The organism is Amycolatopsis sp. lyj-112 (assembly GCF_046549055.1).
Taxonomy (GTDB): Bacteria; Actinomycetota; Actinomycetes; order Mycobacteriales; family Pseudonocardiaceae; genus Amycolatopsis.
Map to the genome: position 1 here is coordinate 66,062 of NZ_JAJPWS010000009.1, position 16,569 is coordinate 82,630.

General features: G+C 68.0%; 17 protein-coding genes and 1 pseudogene. 10 read left to right on the top strand and 8 right to left on the bottom strand.

Features of this window, described 5'->3' with window-relative positions; translation table 11 throughout:
• Window positions 1-9: 9 nt before the first annotated feature.
• From ACLJRL_RS27160 to ACLJRL_RS27170, 3 genes are read right to left on the bottom strand one after another with little or no spacing between them, the layout of a single operon-like run.
• The gene (locus tag ACLJRL_RS27160; RefSeq protein WP_410659123.1) at window positions 10-2,139 is read right to left on the bottom strand and encodes an acetate--CoA ligase family protein; all 2,130 of its coding nucleotides are present in this window, start codon (window positions 2,137-2,139) and stop codon (window positions 10-12) included.
• Window positions 2,140-2,151: 12 nt separating this feature from the next.
• Window positions 2,152-3,381: a formyl-CoA transferase gene (frc, locus tag ACLJRL_RS27165; protein WP_410659124.1), complete on the bottom strand. Its 1,230-nt coding sequence runs from the start codon at window positions 3,379-3,381 to the stop codon at window positions 2,152-2,154.
• Between the two features lie 16 nt (window positions 3,382-3,397).
• On the bottom strand, window positions 3,398-5,137 hold the full coding sequence (locus tag ACLJRL_RS27170; RefSeq protein WP_410659125.1) for a thiamine pyrophosphate-binding protein: 1,740 nt from the start codon (window positions 5,135-5,137) through the stop codon (window positions 3,398-3,400).
• A gap of 232 nt (window positions 5,138-5,369) precedes the next feature.
• Here ACLJRL_RS27170 and sucC point away from each other — a divergent pair, with 232 nt between their 5' ends.
• Genes sucC through ACLJRL_RS27185 form a run of 3 tightly spaced genes read left to right on the top strand, consistent with a single transcriptional unit; the run spans window position 5,370 to window position 7,892 of the window.
• A complete protein-coding gene (gene sucC, locus ACLJRL_RS27175; protein WP_410659126.1) occupies window positions 5,370-6,530 on the top strand; it encodes an ADP-forming succinate--CoA ligase subunit beta in 1,161 nt (386 codons plus the stop codon).
• A 1-nt stretch (window position 6,531) separates the two neighbouring features.
• Window positions 6,532-7,410 (top strand): succinate--CoA ligase subunit alpha, encoded by an 879-nt coding sequence (gene sucD / locus ACLJRL_RS27180; protein ID WP_410659127.1) that lies wholly within the window; start codon window positions 6,532-6,534, stop codon window positions 7,408-7,410.
• Window positions 7,407-7,892 carry a beta-class carbonic anhydrase gene (locus ACLJRL_RS27185; protein ID WP_410659128.1) on the top strand — a complete coding sequence of 162 codons (486 nt, stop codon included), beginning with the start codon at window positions 7,407-7,409 and terminating at the stop codon, window positions 7,890-7,892. Before sucD ends, ACLJRL_RS27185 begins: the two co-directional genes overlap by 4 nt.
• Before the next feature lie 28 nt (window positions 7,893-7,920).
• Here the strand turns inward: ACLJRL_RS27185 and fdhD are convergent, their stop codons facing one another.
• Together fdhD and ACLJRL_RS27195 are read right to left on the bottom strand one after the other, a co-directional pair.
• Complete coding sequence (gene fdhD / locus ACLJRL_RS27190; protein WP_410659129.1) at window positions 7,921-8,748, bottom strand: formate dehydrogenase accessory sulfurtransferase FdhD; 828 nt, start codon at window positions 8,746-8,748, stop codon at window positions 7,921-7,923.
• Window positions 8,748-10,079 (bottom strand): OFA family MFS transporter, encoded by a 1,332-nt coding sequence (locus tag ACLJRL_RS27195; RefSeq protein ID WP_410659130.1) that lies wholly within the window; start codon window positions 10,077-10,079, stop codon window positions 8,748-8,750. The genes fdhD and ACLJRL_RS27195 overlap by 1 nt, the downstream gene beginning before the upstream one ends.
• Before the next feature lie 109 nt (window positions 10,080-10,188).
• Between ACLJRL_RS27195 and ACLJRL_RS27200 the strand changes: the two genes are divergently transcribed.
• Window positions 10,189-11,343 (top strand): epoxide hydrolase family protein, encoded by a 1,155-nt coding sequence (locus ACLJRL_RS27200; protein WP_410659131.1) that lies wholly within the window; start codon window positions 10,189-10,191, stop codon window positions 11,341-11,343.
• Window positions 11,344-11,388: 45 nt separating this feature from the next.
• Window positions 11,389-12,011: pseudogene (locus tag ACLJRL_RS27205) on the top strand (MerR family transcriptional regulator).
• 71 nt (window positions 12,012-12,082) lie between these two features.
• On the opposite strand, the gene ACLJRL_RS27210 reads toward ACLJRL_RS27205, so the two are convergent.
• Window positions 12,083-12,631: a DUF1062 domain-containing protein gene (locus ACLJRL_RS27210; RefSeq protein WP_410659132.1), complete on the bottom strand. Its 549-nt coding sequence runs from the start codon at window positions 12,629-12,631 to the stop codon at window positions 12,083-12,085.
• A gap of 150 nt (window positions 12,632-12,781) precedes the next feature.
• Window positions 12,782-13,066 carry an alpha/beta fold hydrolase gene (locus tag ACLJRL_RS27215; RefSeq protein ID WP_410659133.1) on the bottom strand — a complete coding sequence of 95 codons (285 nt, stop codon included), beginning with the start codon at window positions 13,064-13,066 and terminating at the stop codon, window positions 12,782-12,784.
• Between the two features lie 28 nt (window positions 13,067-13,094).
• On the opposite strand from ACLJRL_RS27215, the gene ACLJRL_RS27220 reads away from it, so the two are divergent.
• Genes ACLJRL_RS27220 through ACLJRL_RS27230 form a run of 3 tightly spaced genes read left to right on the top strand, consistent with a single transcriptional unit; the run spans window position 13,095 to window position 14,458 of the window.
• Window positions 13,095-13,253, top strand: coding sequence for a hypothetical protein (locus ACLJRL_RS27220; protein WP_410659134.1), 159 nt, complete (start codon window positions 13,095-13,097; stop codon window positions 13,251-13,253).
• A 14-nt stretch (window positions 13,254-13,267) separates the two neighbouring features.
• A complete protein-coding gene (locus tag ACLJRL_RS27225) occupies window positions 13,268-13,822 on the top strand; it encodes a GNAT family N-acetyltransferase (protein ID WP_410659135.1) in 555 nt (184 codons plus the stop codon).
• Between the two features lie 9 nt (window positions 13,823-13,831).
• The gene (locus ACLJRL_RS27230; RefSeq protein WP_410659136.1) at window positions 13,832-14,458 is read left to right on the top strand and encodes a LysE family translocator; all 627 of its coding nucleotides are present in this window, start codon (window positions 13,832-13,834) and stop codon (window positions 14,456-14,458) included.
• A gap of 52 nt (window positions 14,459-14,510) precedes the next feature.
• Here the strand turns inward: ACLJRL_RS27230 and ACLJRL_RS27235 are convergent, their stop codons facing one another.
• Window positions 14,511-15,569 (bottom strand): cobalamin-independent methionine synthase II family protein, encoded by a 1,059-nt coding sequence (locus ACLJRL_RS27235; protein WP_410659137.1) that lies wholly within the window; start codon window positions 15,567-15,569, stop codon window positions 14,511-14,513.
• Between the two features lie 257 nt (window positions 15,570-15,826).
• On the opposite strand from ACLJRL_RS27235, the gene ACLJRL_RS27240 reads away from it, so the two are divergent.
• Complete coding sequence (locus ACLJRL_RS27240) at window positions 15,827-16,093, top strand: DUF3040 domain-containing protein (protein WP_410659138.1); 267 nt, start codon at window positions 15,827-15,829, stop codon at window positions 16,091-16,093.
• Window positions 16,094-16,143: 50 nt separating this feature from the next.
• Complete coding sequence (locus ACLJRL_RS27245) at window positions 16,144-16,569, top strand: YciI family protein (protein WP_410659139.1); 426 nt, start codon at window positions 16,144-16,146, stop codon at window positions 16,567-16,569.

The window sequence follows — 16,569 nt, forward strand, 5'->3', positions numbered from 1 at the left end:
CAGCGGAAATCAGCCCAGCAGGCCCGCCGAACGTGCCCAGCGATACTTCGCGCCGAGCACGGCCACCGGTTTCTCCGTCGTGTACGGATAGGCCACGACGCCGTGCTCGTACAGAAAACTGCTGGCCTCTTCGACCTCGACGTCGCCTGCCAGCGAGGCGACGACGGGTTTGTGGATCCCTTTTGCGCGATATTCGGAGACGACTTCCGAAACCAGTTTCGCGAAGATCATCGGCGGGGTGACGATAGTATGCCAATAACCGAGGATCAAGGCATGGATTCGCTCGTCCTCCAAGCCGAGCGCGATCGTGTTCCGGTAGGTGGAAGGCGGTTCGCCACCGGTGATGTCCACCGGGTTGCCCGCGGCTCCGAACGGCGGGATGAACTCGCGGAAGGACGTGTCGAGATCGGGCGGGATCTCCATCAGGTTCAGCCCGTTGTCCACGCAGGCATCGGAAAGCAGGACACCGGAACCGCCCGCGCCGGTGATGATGACGACGTTCTCGCCCTTCGGCGTCGGCAGCAGCGGGATTCCGCGGGCGTATTCGAGCAGGTCGTTCAGGCCGGGCGCCCGGATGACCCCGCTCTGGCGAAGGATGTCGTCGTAGACCTTGTCGTCGCCGGCGAGTGCCCCCGTATGCGAACTCGCCGCTTTCGCGCCTTGGGAGGTCCGGCCCGCTTTGAGCACGACGACCGGTTTCCGCACCGAAACCCGTTTAGCCGTTTCCGCGAAGGACCGGCCATCTTTCAGATCTTCGAGATGCATGGCGATGAGGTCGGTATTTTCATCGTGTTCGAAGAAGGTGAGCAGGTCATCCTCGTCGATATCGGCCTTGTTGCCGACTCCGACGATCGCGGAGACCCCCATTTTCGCCGACCGGCTGAACCCGAGGATCGCCATCCCGATGCCGCCGCTCTGGGAGGAAAGTGCGACCCCGCCCTTGACGTTGTACGGCGTGCAGAACGTCGCCGAGAGATTTTCCGGCGTGTAGTAGTAGCCGTAGATGTTCGGCCCGAGGACCCGGACGCCGTGTTCACGAGCGATCGCGACGACCTGGTCCTGCAGTTCGATGTTGCCGGTCTCGCCGAAACCGGACGGGATCAGGATCGCCCCGGCTACGCCTTTCCGGCCCGCCTCTTCCAGCGCGGCGGGGACGAACTTGGCGGGAATCGCGAACACCGCGACGTCGACGTCACCCGGGACATCGGAGATGCTCGGATAGGCCTTGCGGTCGAGGATCTCGGCCGCTTTCGGGTTGATGGGGTGGATCTCCCCCGCGAACCCGCCGTCGACGAGGTTCTTCATCACCGAGTTGCCGATCTTGCCGTCCTCGGCGGACGCCCCGATCACGGCGATCGACGCCGGTTTCATGATCCGGGTCATCGATGCCAGGATCTCTTCCTGACTGAACCGGACCGGCTCGTGCGCGGCCTCCGGGTCCACCAGGATGCGGACGTCGACCGCGGTGGCGCCGTCGGGGGTGGCCAGCACCGGGTTGAGGTCGACTTCGGCCAGTTGCGGGAAATCGCTGACCAGGGTGCCGACCCGGGTGAGCACGTCGGCCAGCGCGTCCCTGCTCACCGGCTTCGCCCCGCGTACCCCGCGCAGGATCTCGGCGGCCGCGATCCCGTCGATCATCGAGAAGGCCTGGTCGCGGTCGAGCGGCGCCAGCCGGAACGTGACGTCCTTGAGCACCTCGACCAGCACCCCGCCGAGCCCGAAGGCGACGATCTTGCCGAACGTGGCGTCGGTGGTGGCGCCGATGATCACTTCCTGCCCGCTGGTCAGCATCTGCTGCACCTGGACACCGGCGATGTCGGCGTCGGCGTTGTACGCCTTGGCGTTGGCCACGATGGTGCGGAATCCGGCGGCCACGGCGTCGGCCGACGCCAGGCCGACGAGCACCCCGCCCGCCTCCGTCTTGTGGAGGATGTCCGGTGAGACGATCTTCAGCACCACCGGAAGGCCGATTTCCTCGGCCTGCGAGACGGCCTCTTCGACCGTGGTCGCGAGCCGTTCCCGCGGAGTCGGGATCCCGTAGGCCTCGCATACCTGACGGCCTTCCGGCGCGGTCAGCGAAGACCGGCCCTCGGCGGCGACCTTCTCGAGGATCTTTTCGACGATCTCTTTGTCTGCCATGCGGTCTCTCCCTCAGATCACGCCGGCCGCACGCAGCCGGTCCAGGTCGTCCGCGCCGTAGCCGAGTTCGCCGAACACCTCGGCGTTGTGCTCACCGAGCAAGGGCGAGCGTTCGACCTCCACCGGCGAATCCGACAGCTTGAGCGGGCAGCCGACGGTCTTGAAGGCACCCCGTTCCGGATGGTCGACCTCGACGACCGTGCCCAGCTCGGCCAAAGTGGCGTCCTCGGCGAGTTCTCTGGTGGAAAGGATCGGGCCGCAGGGGATGTTGTGGGCGTTGAGCGCCTCCATCACCTCCCATTTGGTGTGCTTCTCGGTCCAGTCCTCGATCAACCCGAACGCCTTGTCCAATTTGGACAGACGTGCTTCCGGGGTGGCCCAGTCGGGGTCCTCGGCCAGCTCGGGTTTCCCGATGAGTTCGGTGATCGGGAGCCAGCCGACCGGCTGGATGATCACGTAGATGTAGTCGTTCGGCCCGCCCGGCGCGCATTTGACCGCCCAGCCCGGCTGCCCGCCGCCGGACGCGTTGCCCGAACGCGGGACCTCGTCGCCGAAGACGTCGTTCGGGTACTCGTTCAGCGGGCCGTGGGTCAGCCGTTGCTGGTCGCGGAGCTTGACGCGGCACAGGTTGAGCACGGCGTCCTGCATCGCGACCTGGACCCGCTGGCCTCGTCCGCTGTTCGTCCGCTGATACAGCGCGGCGAGAATCGCGGCGACCAGGTGGATCCCCGTTCCCGAGTCCCCGATCTGGGCACCGGTCGCGGTCGGCGGGCCGTCCTCGAAGCCGGTGGTGCTCATCGCGCCGCCCATCGCCTGGGCGATCACCTCATAGGCCTTGAAATCCGCGTACCGGCCGGGGCCGAACCCCTTGATGGACGCGTAGATCAACTGAGGATTGAGTTCGGCGAGCCGTTCCCAGGGATAGCCGAACCGGTCGACCACACCGGGACCGAAGTTCTCCACCAGCACGTCCACACTGGACGCGAGCTGTTCGAAGACCTTCTTTCCCTGCTCGCTCTTCATGTTCAGGGTGATGCTGCGCTTGTTGGCGTTGAGCATCGTGAAGTAGAGACTGTCGACGCCGGGCAGGTCCCGGAGCTGGCCGCGGGTGATGTCGCCACGACCGGGGGTCTCCAGCTTGATCACGTCCGCGCCGAGCCAGGCCAGGATCTGCGTGGACGAAGGTCCTGATTGGACGTGCGTCATATCGAGGACACGGACGCCGTCGAGTGCCTTTCCCATCGGTGATCCCTCCCGGCTACTTGTACATGGTCTGGTTCATGGTTCCGGGCGCGTACACGTCCGGGTCGATCCAAACGTTGACCAGCGAAGGCTTTCCGGACTCCCGGGCACGCTGCAGCGCCGGCCCGATATCGGCGGGATCGCGCACCGCTTCACCGTGCCCGCCGAGCATGCGGGCGAACTCGTCGTAGGGGACGTCGCCGAGCGTGTTGCCGACCCGTTCCCGGCCGAGGCCGTACTTCGCGGCCTGGCCGTAGCGGATCTGGTTCATCGACGAGTTGTTGCCGACGATCCCGACGAACGGGAGATCGAAGCGCACCAAGGTTTCGAAGTCCCAGCCGGTCAGGCTGAACGCCCCGTCCCCGAACAGCGCGACGACCTCCTTGTCCGGCCGCGCGTGCTTCGCGGCGAGGACGAACGGGATCCCCACGCCGAGCGTCCCGAGCGGACCCGGGTCCATCCAATGCCCCGGCGACTTCGGCTGGATTACCTGTCCCGAGAACGTGACGATGTCGCCGCCGTCACCGATGTAAAGCGAGTCCTCGGTGAGGAACTCGTTGATCTCGTGCACCAGCCGGTACGGGTGGATCGGGCTGGCGTCGGAATGCTGCAGGGGCAGGCGCTTCTGCTTCGCCTTCTCCTCGACGCCCCGCAGTTCCTCCAGCCAGGCCTTGCGCGCCACGGCGCCGTTGTCGGCCCGGCCGGTCGCCGCCTCCGCGACGGCGGCGAGCACCTGGCCGGCGTCACCGACGATGCCGAGGTCGATGTCCCGGTTCTTCCCGACGGTGCGGTAGTCGAGGTCGATCTGCACCACGGTGGCCTCCGGCGACAGCCGTTTGCCATAGCCCATGCGGAAGTCGAACGGCGTACCGACGATGACGATGACATCGGCGTTGTCGAAGGCGTACCGGCGGGAGAGCTGGAAGTGGTGTGGGTCCCCGGGCGGCAACGTGCCGCGGCCGGCGCCGTTCATATACGCGGGGATGTTCAGCCTGCGCACCAGTTCGGTGGCGGGCCCGGAGGCGCGGGTCGTCCACACCTGGCTGCCCAGCAGGATGGCGGGCTTCTTGGCGTGGACGAGGAGATCCGCGAGCTTCTCGATATCGGCCGGGTCCCCGGCGTTGCGGGTGGACGCGCGATACCGGCCCTCGACCGGCACCCGCGCCTTGGAGACCGGGACCTTCGCGTCGAGGACGTCGCGCGGGATCTCCAGAAAGGACGGTCCGGGCGCGCCGTGGAAACACTCGCGGAAGGCCATCGACACCAGGTCCGCCACCCGGGCGGTGTCCGGCACGGTCGCGGCGAACTTGGTGATCGGCGCCATCATGTCGACGTGCGGGAGGTCCTGCAGCGAACCCATCTTGTGCTGGGTCAACGCTCCCTGGCCGCCGATCAGGAGCATCGGGCTCTCCGCGCGTAACGCGTTCGCCACGCCGGTGACGGCGTCCGTCGTGCCCGGGCCCGCGGTGACGACAGCGCAACCGGGGCGGCCGGTGATCCGCGCGTACCCGTCGGCCGCGTGCGCGGCCACCTGTTCGTGCCGGACGTCGATGACCGCGATGCCCTCGTCGACGCATCCGTCATAGATGTCGATGATGTGCCCGCCGCACAACGTGAAGATCGTATCGACGCCCTCCGCCTTGAGCGCCTTGGCCACCAGGTGGCCGCCGGAGATCAGGTCCTGGTCGGGTTCGGAACCATTGGTGGTGGCCTTCGCCGTGGTGTCCCCCGCGGCGATACCGGTCGTTGGCGCCATCGTTCAACTCCTCTGGTCGCACGCCGGACCTCTCTGATCCGTGCGCTCGTTTCCGGGTCTGCTCCGTCCGCGCGGCCCCTTCGCAAAGCCCCTGGTCGCGGCAGACTGTAGATTGCATACCGTATGAGGTAGGCATATAGTTACTCTTCGAACGCTCCGGTGTCCAGGGCCCTTCGCAGGTTTTCAGGGCAGCCGCCGGGGCTCGTCCTCTTCCGCAGAGAAAGGACTTCGCGTGGACCTCTTCGAGCACGAGGCACGAGATCTCTTCGAGCGGCACGGCGTCCCCGTCCCCCGGGGAAAGGTCGCCACCACACCGGAATCGGCCAGGGCGATCGCCGCCGGACTCGGCGGATCCGTCGTGGTCAAGGCACAGGTGAAGACGGGTGGCCGCGGCAAGGCGGGCGGGGTGAAGGTGGTCCGCTCCCCCGACAACGCCGAGCAAGCCGCCGAGGACATCCTCGGGATGGACATCAAAGGACATCGTGTGCACAAGGTCCTCGTCACCGAGGCCAGCGCGATCGCCGAGGAGTTCTACCTGTCGTTCCTGCTCGACCGCGCCGGGCGGACCTTTCTCGCGATGGCCTCGGCCGAAGGTGGGATGGACATCGAAACGGTCGCCGCCGCCCACCCCGAGGCGCTGGTGAGACTCCCCGTCGATCCCCTGACCGGGGTGGACACCTCGGTCGCGGAGCAGATCATCGAGACCGCAGGACTTCCCGCCGCGGCAACGAAAGCCGTCGTCGCGCTCTGGGAGGTGTTCGTCGCGGAGGACGCCACGCTCGTCGAGGTCAATCCGCTGGTGCTGACCGAGGACGGGTCGGTCGTCGCCGTCGACGGGAAGGTCACCCTCGACACCAACGCCGCGTTCCGGCAGCCGTCCCACGCCGTGTTCGTCGCTTCATCGGACGAAGACCCGCTCGAACGCCGCGCCCGTGAGGCCGGGCTCAACTACGTCAAACTCGACGGCGACATCGGCGTCATCGGCAACGGCGCCGGGCTGGTCATGTCCACTTTGGACGTCGTGGCGGCGGCCGCGGCGGAAGCGGGTGCCCGCGGGCCGGCGAACTTCCTCGACATCGGCGGTGGCGCGTCGGCGGAGATCATGGCCGCCGGGCTCGGCGTCGTCCTCGGCGACGAACAGGTGCGCAGCGTCTTCGTCAACGTCTTCGGCGGGATCACCGCCTGCGACGCTGTCGCCGACGGGATCGTGAGCGCGCTGGCCCTGCTCGGCGATCGCGCCGCCAAGCCACTCGTGGTGCGGCTCGACGGCAACAACGTCGCCGAGGGGCGGCGGATCCTCACCGAGGCGGCACATCCGCTCGTCACCCTGGTGGACACGATGGACGACGCCGCGGGTGCGGCGGCGAAACTGGCCGCGAACCCGGAGGCGTGAGATGGCGATCTTCCTTGACGAGCACAGCAAAGTCGTCGTCGCCGGGATGACCGGGGCGGAAGGCCGGAAACACACCGCGCGCATGCTGGCCGCGGGCACCACCGTCGTCGGCGGGATCAACCCGCGCAAGGCCGGGCAGGAGGTTTCCCTGGGCGGCCGTGACCTGCCGGTGTTCGGCAGCACCGCGGAAGCCGTCGCCGCGACCGGCGCGGACGTCTCGGTCCTGTTCGTCCCGCCGCCCGCGGTCAAGGACGCGGTGATCGAGACCGTCGACGCGGGCGTCGGGCTCGCGGTCGTCATCACCGAGGGCGTCCCGGTGCACGACGCCGCCGCTTTCTGGGCTCACGCCAAGGAAAGCCGGACGCGGATCATCGGGCCGAACTGTCCCGGCGTGATCAGCCCGGGGCGGTCGAACGCCGGCATCATCCCGGACGGGATCACGAAACCCGGCCGGATCGGGCTGGTCTCGAAATCCGGGACGCTGACCTACCAGCTGATGCACGAACTCCGCGAGCACGGGTTCTCGACCTGCGTCGGCATCGGCGGCGACCCGATCATCGGCACCACGCATATCGACGCCGTCGAGGAGTTCGAGAAGGACCCCGAGACCGACGTGATCGTCCTGATCGGCGAGATCGGCGGTGACGCCGAAGAGCGGGCCGCCGAATACATCCGGGCCCGGGTCGGCAAGCCCGTCGTCGGCTACATCGCCGGATTCACCGCACCTGAGGGGAAGACGATGGGCCACGCCGGCGCGATCGTGTCCGGCTCCAGCGGAACGGCCGAGGCGAAGAAGAAGGCACTCGAGTCGGCGGGGATCCTGGTCGGCCGGACTCCCGGCGAGACCGCGTCGATCGTCCGGGAAATCCTCGCCCGGTGAGCGAGATCGACGCGCTGCTGGCGAACGCGCGCACCTACAAGGAGGTCATGGGCGCCGCCACCAAACGTCCGCGACGGCGGATCGCGGTGGTGGCGTGCATGGACGCCCGGATCAGCGTGTACCGGCTGCTCGGGCTCCGCGAAGGCGAGGCGCATGTCATCCGGAACGCCGGCGGCGCGGTGACCGAGGACGCGATCCGTTCGCTGACGGTCAGCCAGCGCCTGCTCGGCACTCGCGAGATCGTGCTCATCCACCACCACGACTGCGGGATGCGGACCTTCACCGACACCGATTTCGCACGGCAGATCGAGGCGAGCACGGGAATCCGGCCGCCGTGGGCGGCGGAGACGTTCACTGACTCGGCTCAGGACGTACGGCAGTGCATCGCGCGGCTGCGGACTTCGCCGTTCCTGCTGCACACCGCGTCGGTGCGGGGATTCGTGTACGACGAGCGGACCGGGAAGCTCGCCGAGGTCTCGTAACCCCGCGATTAGTCCTCTGATTGCGGGGTTACGAGAGCCCGAGGCGATCCGGTCGGCTGTACACGTTCATGGACGCACCCCGCAGGAACCCCACGAGCGTCAGCCCCATCTCCGCGGCGAGGTCGACGGCCAGCGACGATGGCGCGGAAACCGCTGCCAGCAGGGGGATTCCGGCCATGACGGCCTTCTGCACGAGTTCGAACGACGCCCGGCCGCTGACCATCAGCACCGTCCCGGACAGCGGCAGCCTTCCGTCACGCGCCGCCCAGCCGACCACCTTGTCGACGGCGTTGTGCCTGCCGACGTCTTCCCGCAGGCACAACAGTTCCCCGGCGGCGCTGAACAGCCCGGCCGCGTGCAGCCCGCCCGTCCGGTCGAACACCAGTTGCGCCGCCCGGAGCCGGTCCGGGAGTTCGGCCACCGTGGACGGTGTGATCACCAGGTCGTCTCCGTCCACCGGCCAGGTCGCGGTGGTCCGCACGGCGTCGAGGCTCGCCTTCCCGCACAGCCCGCACGACGACGTCGTATAGAAGTTGCGCTCCAGCGAGGCGTCGGGCGGGGCGACCCCGTCGGCGAGGACGACGTCCAGGATGTTGTACGTGTTGGAGCCGTCGGCCGTCGCGCCCGCGCAGTAGCGGATCGAATGGATATCCTTCGACGACCGCGAAACCCCTTCTCCGACAAGGAATCCGGCGGCGAGGTCGAAGTCGTGGCCGGGCGTGCGCATGGTGATCGTCAATGGTTTCCCGCCGACACGGATCTCCAGCGGTTCCTCGACGGTCAGGGTGTCCGGGCGGGCGCCGGCTACCCCTTCGACGACGCGGACCACTCGCCGCCTGCTCGTCACGCGGCCCATCAGCGGACCGCCGGAAGCAGCGATTTCGGGCGCCCCGGCTGGGAAAGCCGTCCGCCGAGGAGCGCGCCGAGAACGCTGAGCGCGCCCGCGACGGCGAACGCGCCGAGGTATCCGTGGGTGGACACGACGAACGCGGCCAGGCCGACACCGAGTACCGCGCCGACGGCCTTGGCGCTGTACAGCACCCCGAAGTTCTGCAGCGCGGATTCCTCGCCGAAGTAGTCCCGGACCAGCGACACCAGCAAGGAGTAGCAACTGCCGTTCCCGAGTCCGGCCAGCGCGGCACCGGCGATGAGCCCCGCCGCGTGATCACCGGAGTAGAGCAGGACGAACTGCGCGATCCCGCCGGTCGCCAGCGCCAGGCGCAGGATCCGGCGCCTCCCGAGCCGGTCCGACAGGCCGCCGAGCAGCACCCGCCCGGCCCCGGTCACCCCGGCCAGCACCGCGAGCGCGACGGCGGCGAGCACGGGGCCACCACCTTGGGCCGCCACGAAAGTCGCCAGATATGCGACGTCGAAGAGCAGGACAGCGGCGGCCAGCACCACGATCAGGTACATCGCCAGCGCCGTCGGACAGCGCAGCACCTCCCCCGGCTCGTACTGGCGCAGCGCCGGCCGGTTCACCGCGACACCGCGGTTGCGCACCTTGTCCTGCGCCCATTCCCGCGGATCCGGCCGTTGCGGCCACCAGCGGCGGGGCGGGTCGCGCAGCAGCACCGCGGTCCCCGCGATCATCATCAGCACGACCACCGCGACGACGTCGAGGACGGGCCGCCGGTTGCCCTCCGACAGCCAGAACCCGGTCACCAGCACGAAAAGCACGCTCCCGTAAGCGAAAGCGCCGCTCACCGCGCCCACCCGGGCCGGGATCCGGTCGGGGTACCAGTTCATCACCGTGCCGACGCAGGTCGCGTAGACGACGCCTGTCCCGATCCCGCCGAGCACCGAGTAGCCGATGAACATCGCGACGAGATCACTGGCGTGGCCCAGGGTGAACATCCCGGCCGAGCAGAGGACTCCGCCGGCGATCACGGCCACCGCCGGCGGGAACATCCCGCGCTCGCGCAGCCAGGCGGTGGGATACACCGCGCACGCCTGGCACACCGTCCAGAGCGCGAAGGAGATCACCACTTCCGAAAACGTCCAGCCGTAGGTGCCCATCAGGACCGGGGCGACCGAGCCGAAGCCGTACTGCTGGATCCCGGCGGCGAACATCGCGGCCCAGCTGAGCCACAGCATCCAGGACCGGGGGCGGCCGAGCAGGTCCACATCGCTTTCGCCGACGCGGTACCGGCGTCCGTAGTGGTCTCGCAGGATTCGAGGAGCGGGCATGGGTCCCACCTCGCCAAAGGCTGATTGTATACAGTATGGAGTTCAGGTATAGCACTCGCCCGGCCGGAAGTCCACGAATTGTCGGAGGTCCTCGTTACCGTCGGCGGCCATGAACCCGACACCCTTCCGAGCCGAAATCCCGGAGGCCGATCTCGAGGACCTCCGCACCCGGCTTCGCCGCACTCGCTGGCCCGAGGACGAGACCGTCGACGACTGGTCGCAAGGTGTTCCCGCCGCCTATCTCCGGAAGCTCTGCGGGTACTGGGCGGAGACCTACGACTGGCGTGCCGCCGAAGCCCGGCTCAACGCGATCCCCCAGTTCCGGACCGAGATCGACGGGCTCGGCATCCACTACCTCCACGCCCGCTCCCCCCATCCCGGCGCGCTGCCCCTGATCCTCACCCACGGTTGGCCGGGTTCGGTCTTCGAGTTCCTCGATGTGCTCGGCCCGCTCACCGACCCCGTCGCGCACGGCGGCGACGCGGCCGACGCCTTCCACGTCGTCGTCCCTTCCTTGCCCGGCTACGGTTTCAGCGACAAACCCGCCCGCGCCGGCTGGTCGATCCAGCGCATCGCCGACGCGTGGATCCGGCTCATGGCCGAACTGGGCTACGAGCGCTTCGGCGCGCAAGGCGGCGACTGGGGCACGAGTATCACCACGCTCATGGCCCGGACGGCGCCCGATCGCCTCGCCGGGATCCACCTCACCCCGCCGCTGGCCGCGCCGAATCCGGCGACGTTCGGCGACCTCACCGAGTCCGAACGGACCTCGCTCGCCGATCTCGAACGGGCCAAAGTGGACGGTTCCGGCTACGCGAACCAGCAGGCGACCCGGCCGCAGACCATCGGCTACGCCCTGGTGGACTCCCCGGTCGCGCTGTGCGCGTGGATCGTCGAGAAGTTCCAGGCGTGGACCGATTGCGACGGGCAGCCGGAGAACGCGCTGAGCCGGGACGCGATGCTCGACGACATCACGCTCTACTGGCTCACCGGCACCGGCGCTTCGGCCGCCCGGCTGTACTGGGAGAGCTTCGCCGAGGTTTCGAGCTGGTTCACCGAGTCCACCGTGGACGAGATCGCCGTACCGACCGGCTGTTCGATCTTCCCGCGCGAGACCCCGCGCCCGTCGCGCCGCTGGGCCGAGCGCCGGTTCACCGACATCCGGTTCTGGAACGAACTCGACCGGGGCGGCCACTTCGCGGCCTTCGAAAAGCCGGGCGTGTTCACCGACGACGTCCGGTCGTTCTTCCGTCTCGTGCGCTGACCGCTTGACTGTGACACCGTGTCAGGCTGTCCGGTGGGAGACGTCATGTTCAGTATCGGAGACTTCGCCAAACACGGCCGGGTGTCGGTCCGGATGCTGCGTCACTACGACGGCATCGGGCTGCTGCGGCCCGCCCACGTCGACCCGCACAGCGGCTACCGGTCCTACACCGGTGAGCAACTGGTCCGGCTCAACCGGGTGATCGCGCTCAAGGAGCTCGGTTTCACGCCGCCGACGAGGTACGGCTCAAGGCCGTCGAGGCGCGGCTCCGTTCGATCGAAAGCGAGGGCGCCATGCCTTCCGAAGACGTCGTCATCAAGAGCCTGCCCGCGGTGCGCGTCGCCGAGCTGACCGGCAAGGCGAGCGGCTACATCAGCGAAGAGATCGGGCCGGTGGTGCAGCAGCTGTACCGGGATCTGTTCGGAGCACTCGGCGCGATCACGCCCTCGGGCCCGTTGATCGCCTACTACGAGGACGGGCCCGCCGCGGCCACGATCCTGCACCGGGGCTCGATGGAGACCGTGCTTTCCAGCTATCAGGCGCTGGCGAAGTGGGTCGACGCGCACGGGTACCGCGCGAGTGGCCCGGCGCGGGAGTACTACCTCGACTGCCCTGCCGACGGCGACAAGTGGGTCACCGAGCTGCAGCAGCCGGTCTTGAAAGCTTGAAGCGCGTGAGGGCCACCCTCAGGGACTCTGAGTCCCTGAGGGTGGCCCTCACGCGCCTACCGGAGCCGGGCTCAGCGCTTGAGCGTGAAGGTGAAGTCACCGGAGAGCTTGCCGCTCAGCCGGATCGTCGAAACGAGTTTCCCGTCCGTGATCAGTCTTTCGACCTCGGCTCGCGAAAGACCGAAGCCTTCGGCGATCAGGCGTACCGGCCGGACGGGGATCCGCGCCGCGAAGCGGACCGAGACCTCGATCGCCTCGTCCTCCGGCCGGTCCGGTCCGCCGGTGTCGAGGCGCCAGGAGTTGTCCCAGTCGAGGGCGATGCGATTACGCCGTCGCACGACCGGATCCTGGAGCAGCTCGGCTGTCAGGCCGAGATCGTTGTCGTGCAGCAGGTTCAGGAGTTCAGGTCGGACGGAACGCACGTTCACCCGTTCCAGGACGGTGAGCTTGATGGTCTCCCCGCACACCGTGCACAGCGCGAGGAGCCAGGCGTCGAGGAGCTTGTGGTTGGCGTTGACGCGGAATTTGCCGCCGGCCCGGAAGCGCTCGGAGGCGCACCCGTGACAACGGCGGAGGACAAGAGGCAGGCAGGTGGGCATGACCACCCAGATTTCGGACACAGAGATACACCGTTCCCAGGAGAAATCCACAGCGAAAAGGAACGCGTCGCGAAAGCGCGACGCGCGACGAATCAGCGCTCAGGAGGTCTCAATGGGTGTACAACGGCACATCCTTGTTCAGACGACTCGGTCCAGCGGCACGGTAATGGCCTACCGCGGCGCCGCTCCACTGGTTTTCGGGCGGGCCTGCCGCAGGAAGTCGAGCAAGGCGGTGCGAAACTCGTCCGGCGCCTCCAGCCACGGCACGTGGCCGACGCCGGACAGCCGCACCCTGGTCGCCGACGGCACTGCCTGCTCCAGCGAATTGATCGGGAACCACGGCGTCGCCATCGCTTCGGCACGCCGCCTTCCCCGGGCCACGAAGTCCGCGGTCCATTGCAGCACCGCGAGTTCACGTTCCTCGGCCTCACTTCGGTCCGTCTCGCGAAGTGCCATCCGTGGCCGAGCCCGACACCGGAGACGAATGCCCGAGGACGGCGACGTCGGCCACCATCCGTTCCAGGGTGTACGGGCCACGCCGGTCCGAACGCCCGCCGCCGCGCCGGTCGCCGAGGTCCACAGCTCGCGGCCGTCATCGGTGATCACCCGGCGATTATCCGGTATCCGTGAGCGCCGCCGTTGACTATCTTCCGCGGAATGACGACGTTCACGCCACCGCAGCGGACGGCCACGCTCGCCGACGCGCCCGCGATCGCGGAGCTGATGCGGGCTTCGGTGCTGGAGGTGTTCCCGCGGTTCTACGACGAACGGCAGACCGCGAGCGCGGCCGAGCACATCGCGCATATCGATCTGCGGTTGATCGAGGACGGCACCTACTTCGTGCACGAGGCGGACGGTGAGATCGTCGCCTGCGGAGGCTGGAGCAGGCGGTCCAAGATGCACACCGGTTCCGGTGCGGCGGCGGACGACGGACGGCCACTCGACCCGGCCACCGAGGCCGCGCGGGTCCGCGCCATGTTCGTGCGGGGCGACTGGACGCGGCGCGGGCTCGGACGCGCGATCCTCGAATCGTGCCGTCTCGCGGCGAAAGCCGAAGGGTTCAGGCTGCTGACCTTGACGGCCACCATGCCCGGCGTCCCGCTGTACCGGTCGTTCGGCTTCACCGAAGATCAGCCAGTGACCGTGACGATGCCCGATGGCGTCGAGGTCGCCGGGGCCTTGATGACGCGAGGAATCGACCAGGAGGGATAGCATCGAAGAATGATTTCTGGGGCCACCGCACTCTCGTTCGTTCTTGTCTGCCTGCTCGGCGCGATGGCGCCGGGCCCGGACTTCCTGGTCGTGACGCGCAGCGCGATCCTCGGCGGCCGCAAGGCCGGGATCGCCGCCGGGCTGGGCATCGCACTCGGCGTCTTCGTCTGGGTGGTCGCGATCGCGCTCGGCGTCGCGGCGATCCTCACCGCGTCGGCGGTCGCCTTCACCGTGGTGAAGCTGATCGGCGCCGCGTACCTGATCTTCCTCGGCGTGAAGGCGTGGCTCGCGGTACGTCGCGGCGACTACAGCGAACTCAAGGAGAAGGCCGCACCGACGGTGGCGCCCTGGGCGGCGTTCCGGCACGGGCTGCTCACCAACCTGCTCAACCCCAAGGTCGCGGTGTTCTTCCTCGCGCTGCTCCCGCAGTTCCTCCCGCATTCCGCGTCGACCGCGCAGACCCTGCAACTGGCCGCGCTCGCGACCGCGGTGTCGATCGGCTGGTTCATCGTGCTGGCGACGCTGGTCGGTTCGCTGCGACGGTTCTTCACCGCCGGCCGGGTGCGGCGCGCGATGGACGCCGTCATGGGCACCCTGCTGGTCGGCCTCGGCATCCGGGTCGCCGTCCAGAGCTGAAGGAAGCCCTTCACCGCAAGGGCATCGCGGTGAAGGGCTCCTTTGGCTCCTGCTACAGCGATTCGGCGGCGAGGCGCGTGCCTTCGACTCGGGCGGCGATCTTCGCGAACGCGGTCTCCCGCGACGTCGAAGTGTCGTCGGCGAACGGTGAGAACCCGCAGTCGTCACAGGTACCCAGCCGCTCGGGCGAGAGGTACTTCGCCGCCTGAAGCACCCTGTCCCGGACCTGCTCGGCGGTTTCGACACGCGGGTCGATCGGGTCGGTCACGCCGACGAAGATCCGCTGTTCCGGCCGGGCGAGCTCGGCGATCACCTTCAGCACCCGTTCCGGGTCCGGCTCGCTGGCCAGCTGGACGTAGACGTTGCCCACGTTCAGCTGGAACAACGTGGGCAGCAGGCCGGCGTAGTCGACATCGAGGCTGTGCACCGAGTCCTGGTCCCCGCCGGGGCAGGTGTGCACGCCGATCTTCTTGCGCTCCTCCTCGGAGAACCGGCCCAGCACCTGGTTGTTCAAGTCCACAAAGGACTGGAGCAGCCCGCCGGACGGGTCGAGCTTCAGCGAGAGCCTGCCTTCGGTGAAGTCGATCTGGACACTGTCCGCGCCCGCGTCGAGACTGCGCCGGATATCGGCTTCGGCCTCGTTCACCAAGTCGGCGATAAACTCTTCTTGGGAATACCCCGACAATCCTTCACCGGGATAGATCAAGCCGATCGCCGATGCGGCGATCACCGCTTGTTTCACCGGTTTGGTGGCGTGCTTTTTCGCCGCGCGCAGGTAAGTGTCGGCATAAGTCTGGTAGCGGAAAGGTCCGGCGGTGAGCTTGGGCAGTTGCCGGGTGTGCCCGTCGGCGAACGGGATGACGACGCCGTCCGGCGCCAGGGAAGTGAGCCCTGCCAAGGGATACGTGGCGAAGCTGGGCTTGCCCTGCTCGCCGTCGGTGATGACCGGGGAACCCGTCTCCTCCAAGCGTCTGATCGTGTCCACGAGAGCTTTTTCCTGCAGCTCGCCGAGTCCGTCGGCGTCGAGCCGCCCGGCCGCGTGCTCGCCGAGTCCCTCGACGAGGTATGCCGGCCGGGGAATGCTGCCGATCGGTTCGGTGGGTATGGTCATCTCGTGCGTCCTCCCAGGTAAAGCGCCTGCGGCCACCACGGCCGTGATCGCAGAACCTACCGATCGCCTCCCTCTTTGACGATCATTCTTCGTATCGAAACCACGAATGGCGCAATCCGGGCATCAGCAAGGATCGGTCGATCGACCAGCTGTATAGGCCGTTATACAGAAATCGTGCCGAATTCAATGCTTACCTCGCCCCGGTCGTGGGTATTCCCAGTTTGTCGACGGGCTGGGCGCGCCGAAGGAGAGTCCCTATGCTGAGCCACCACGATCGGCAAGAACTGGAAAAGATCGAGCGCTGGTTCGAGCTGACGGAACCGGCGCTGAGTGCCCGGCTGCGCTCCGGCAAGCCCGCCCGGCCTCCCCTGCTCCGGCTGGCTGTCGTCTTGGGCCTCGACATCACCGCGGGTCTGCTGATGCTGCTCGGCATGGTGACGAACAGCCCGGCCCTGTTGCTGATCGGGATGGTCACCGTGACCGCGGCCGTCTGCGTGCACCTTTCCCGCTTCGGCCGCGGCTGAGCCCCGGTAGGGTTCGGGCGAAACGTCCGGAGTTCACTGGGAGGAAAGCCATGCGGTTCATGATCATCATCAAGGCGGACGAAGATTCCGAAGCCGGGAAGCTTCCGCCGATGGAGGCCTTGACCGCCATGGCGAAGTTCAACCAGGAGATGCTCGACGCCGGGATCCTGGTGGGCGGCGAGGGTCTGCAGGAAAGCTCGAAAGGCGCACGGGTCACGTTGAACGCCGCGGGGTCCACGATCACCGACGGCCCGTTCACCGAGACGAAGGAACTCGTCGGCGGCTTCTGGATCCTCGACGTCCCGACGCGCGAAGAGGCCATCGAGTGGGCGAAGCGCTGTCCCACCGCCCCGCACGGCGACACCGTCCTCGAGGTCCGCAAGATCCTCGATGCCGAGGACTTCGGCGAGGCCTTCACCCCGGAACTGCAGGAAAACGAGCAGCGGATGCGCGACGAGATCGCCGGACAGTCGTAA

Coding starts and splice junctions, on each gene's coding strand:
- sucD (WP_410659127.1), top strand. CDS start 6,532: ATGGCGATCTTCCTTGACGAGCACAGCAAAGTCGTCGTCGCCGGGATG.
- ACLJRL_RS27170 (WP_410659125.1), bottom strand. CDS start 5,137: ATGGCGCCAACGACCGGTATCGCCGCGGGGGACACCACGGCGAAGGCC.
- ACLJRL_RS27245 (WP_410659139.1), top strand. CDS start 16,144: ATGCGGTTCATGATCATCATCAAGGCGGACGAAGATTCCGAAGCCGGG.
- ACLJRL_RS27225 (WP_410659135.1), top strand. CDS start 13,268: ATGACGACGTTCACGCCACCGCAGCGGACGGCCACGCTCGCCGACGCG.
- ACLJRL_RS27215 (WP_410659133.1), bottom strand. CDS start 13,066: ATGGCACTTCGCGAGACGGACCGAAGTGAGGCCGAGGAACGTGAACTC.
- ACLJRL_RS27240 (WP_410659138.1), top strand. CDS start 15,827: ATGCTGAGCCACCACGATCGGCAAGAACTGGAAAAGATCGAGCGCTGG.
- ACLJRL_RS27200 (WP_410659131.1), top strand. CDS start 10,189: ATGAACCCGACACCCTTCCGAGCCGAAATCCCGGAGGCCGATCTCGAG.
- ACLJRL_RS27235 (WP_410659137.1), bottom strand. CDS start 15,569: ATGACCATACCCACCGAACCGATCGGCAGCATTCCCCGGCCGGCATAC.
- ACLJRL_RS27195 (WP_410659130.1), bottom strand. CDS start 10,079: ATGCCCGCTCCTCGAATCCTGCGAGACCACTACGGACGCCGGTACCGC.
- fdhD (WP_410659129.1), bottom strand. CDS start 8,748: ATGGGCCGCGTGACGAGCAGGCGGCGAGTGGTCCGCGTCGTCGAAGGG.
- frc (WP_410659124.1), bottom strand. CDS start 3,381: ATGGGAAAGGCACTCGACGGCGTCCGTGTCCTCGATATGACGCACGTC.
- ACLJRL_RS27220 (WP_410659134.1), top strand. CDS start 13,095: ATGCCCGAGGACGGCGACGTCGGCCACCATCCGTTCCAGGGTGTACGG.
- ACLJRL_RS27160 (WP_410659123.1), bottom strand. CDS start 2,139: ATGGCAGACAAAGAGATCGTCGAAAAGATCCTCGAGAAGGTCGCCGCC.
- ACLJRL_RS27230 (WP_410659136.1), top strand. CDS start 13,832: ATGATTTCTGGGGCCACCGCACTCTCGTTCGTTCTTGTCTGCCTGCTC.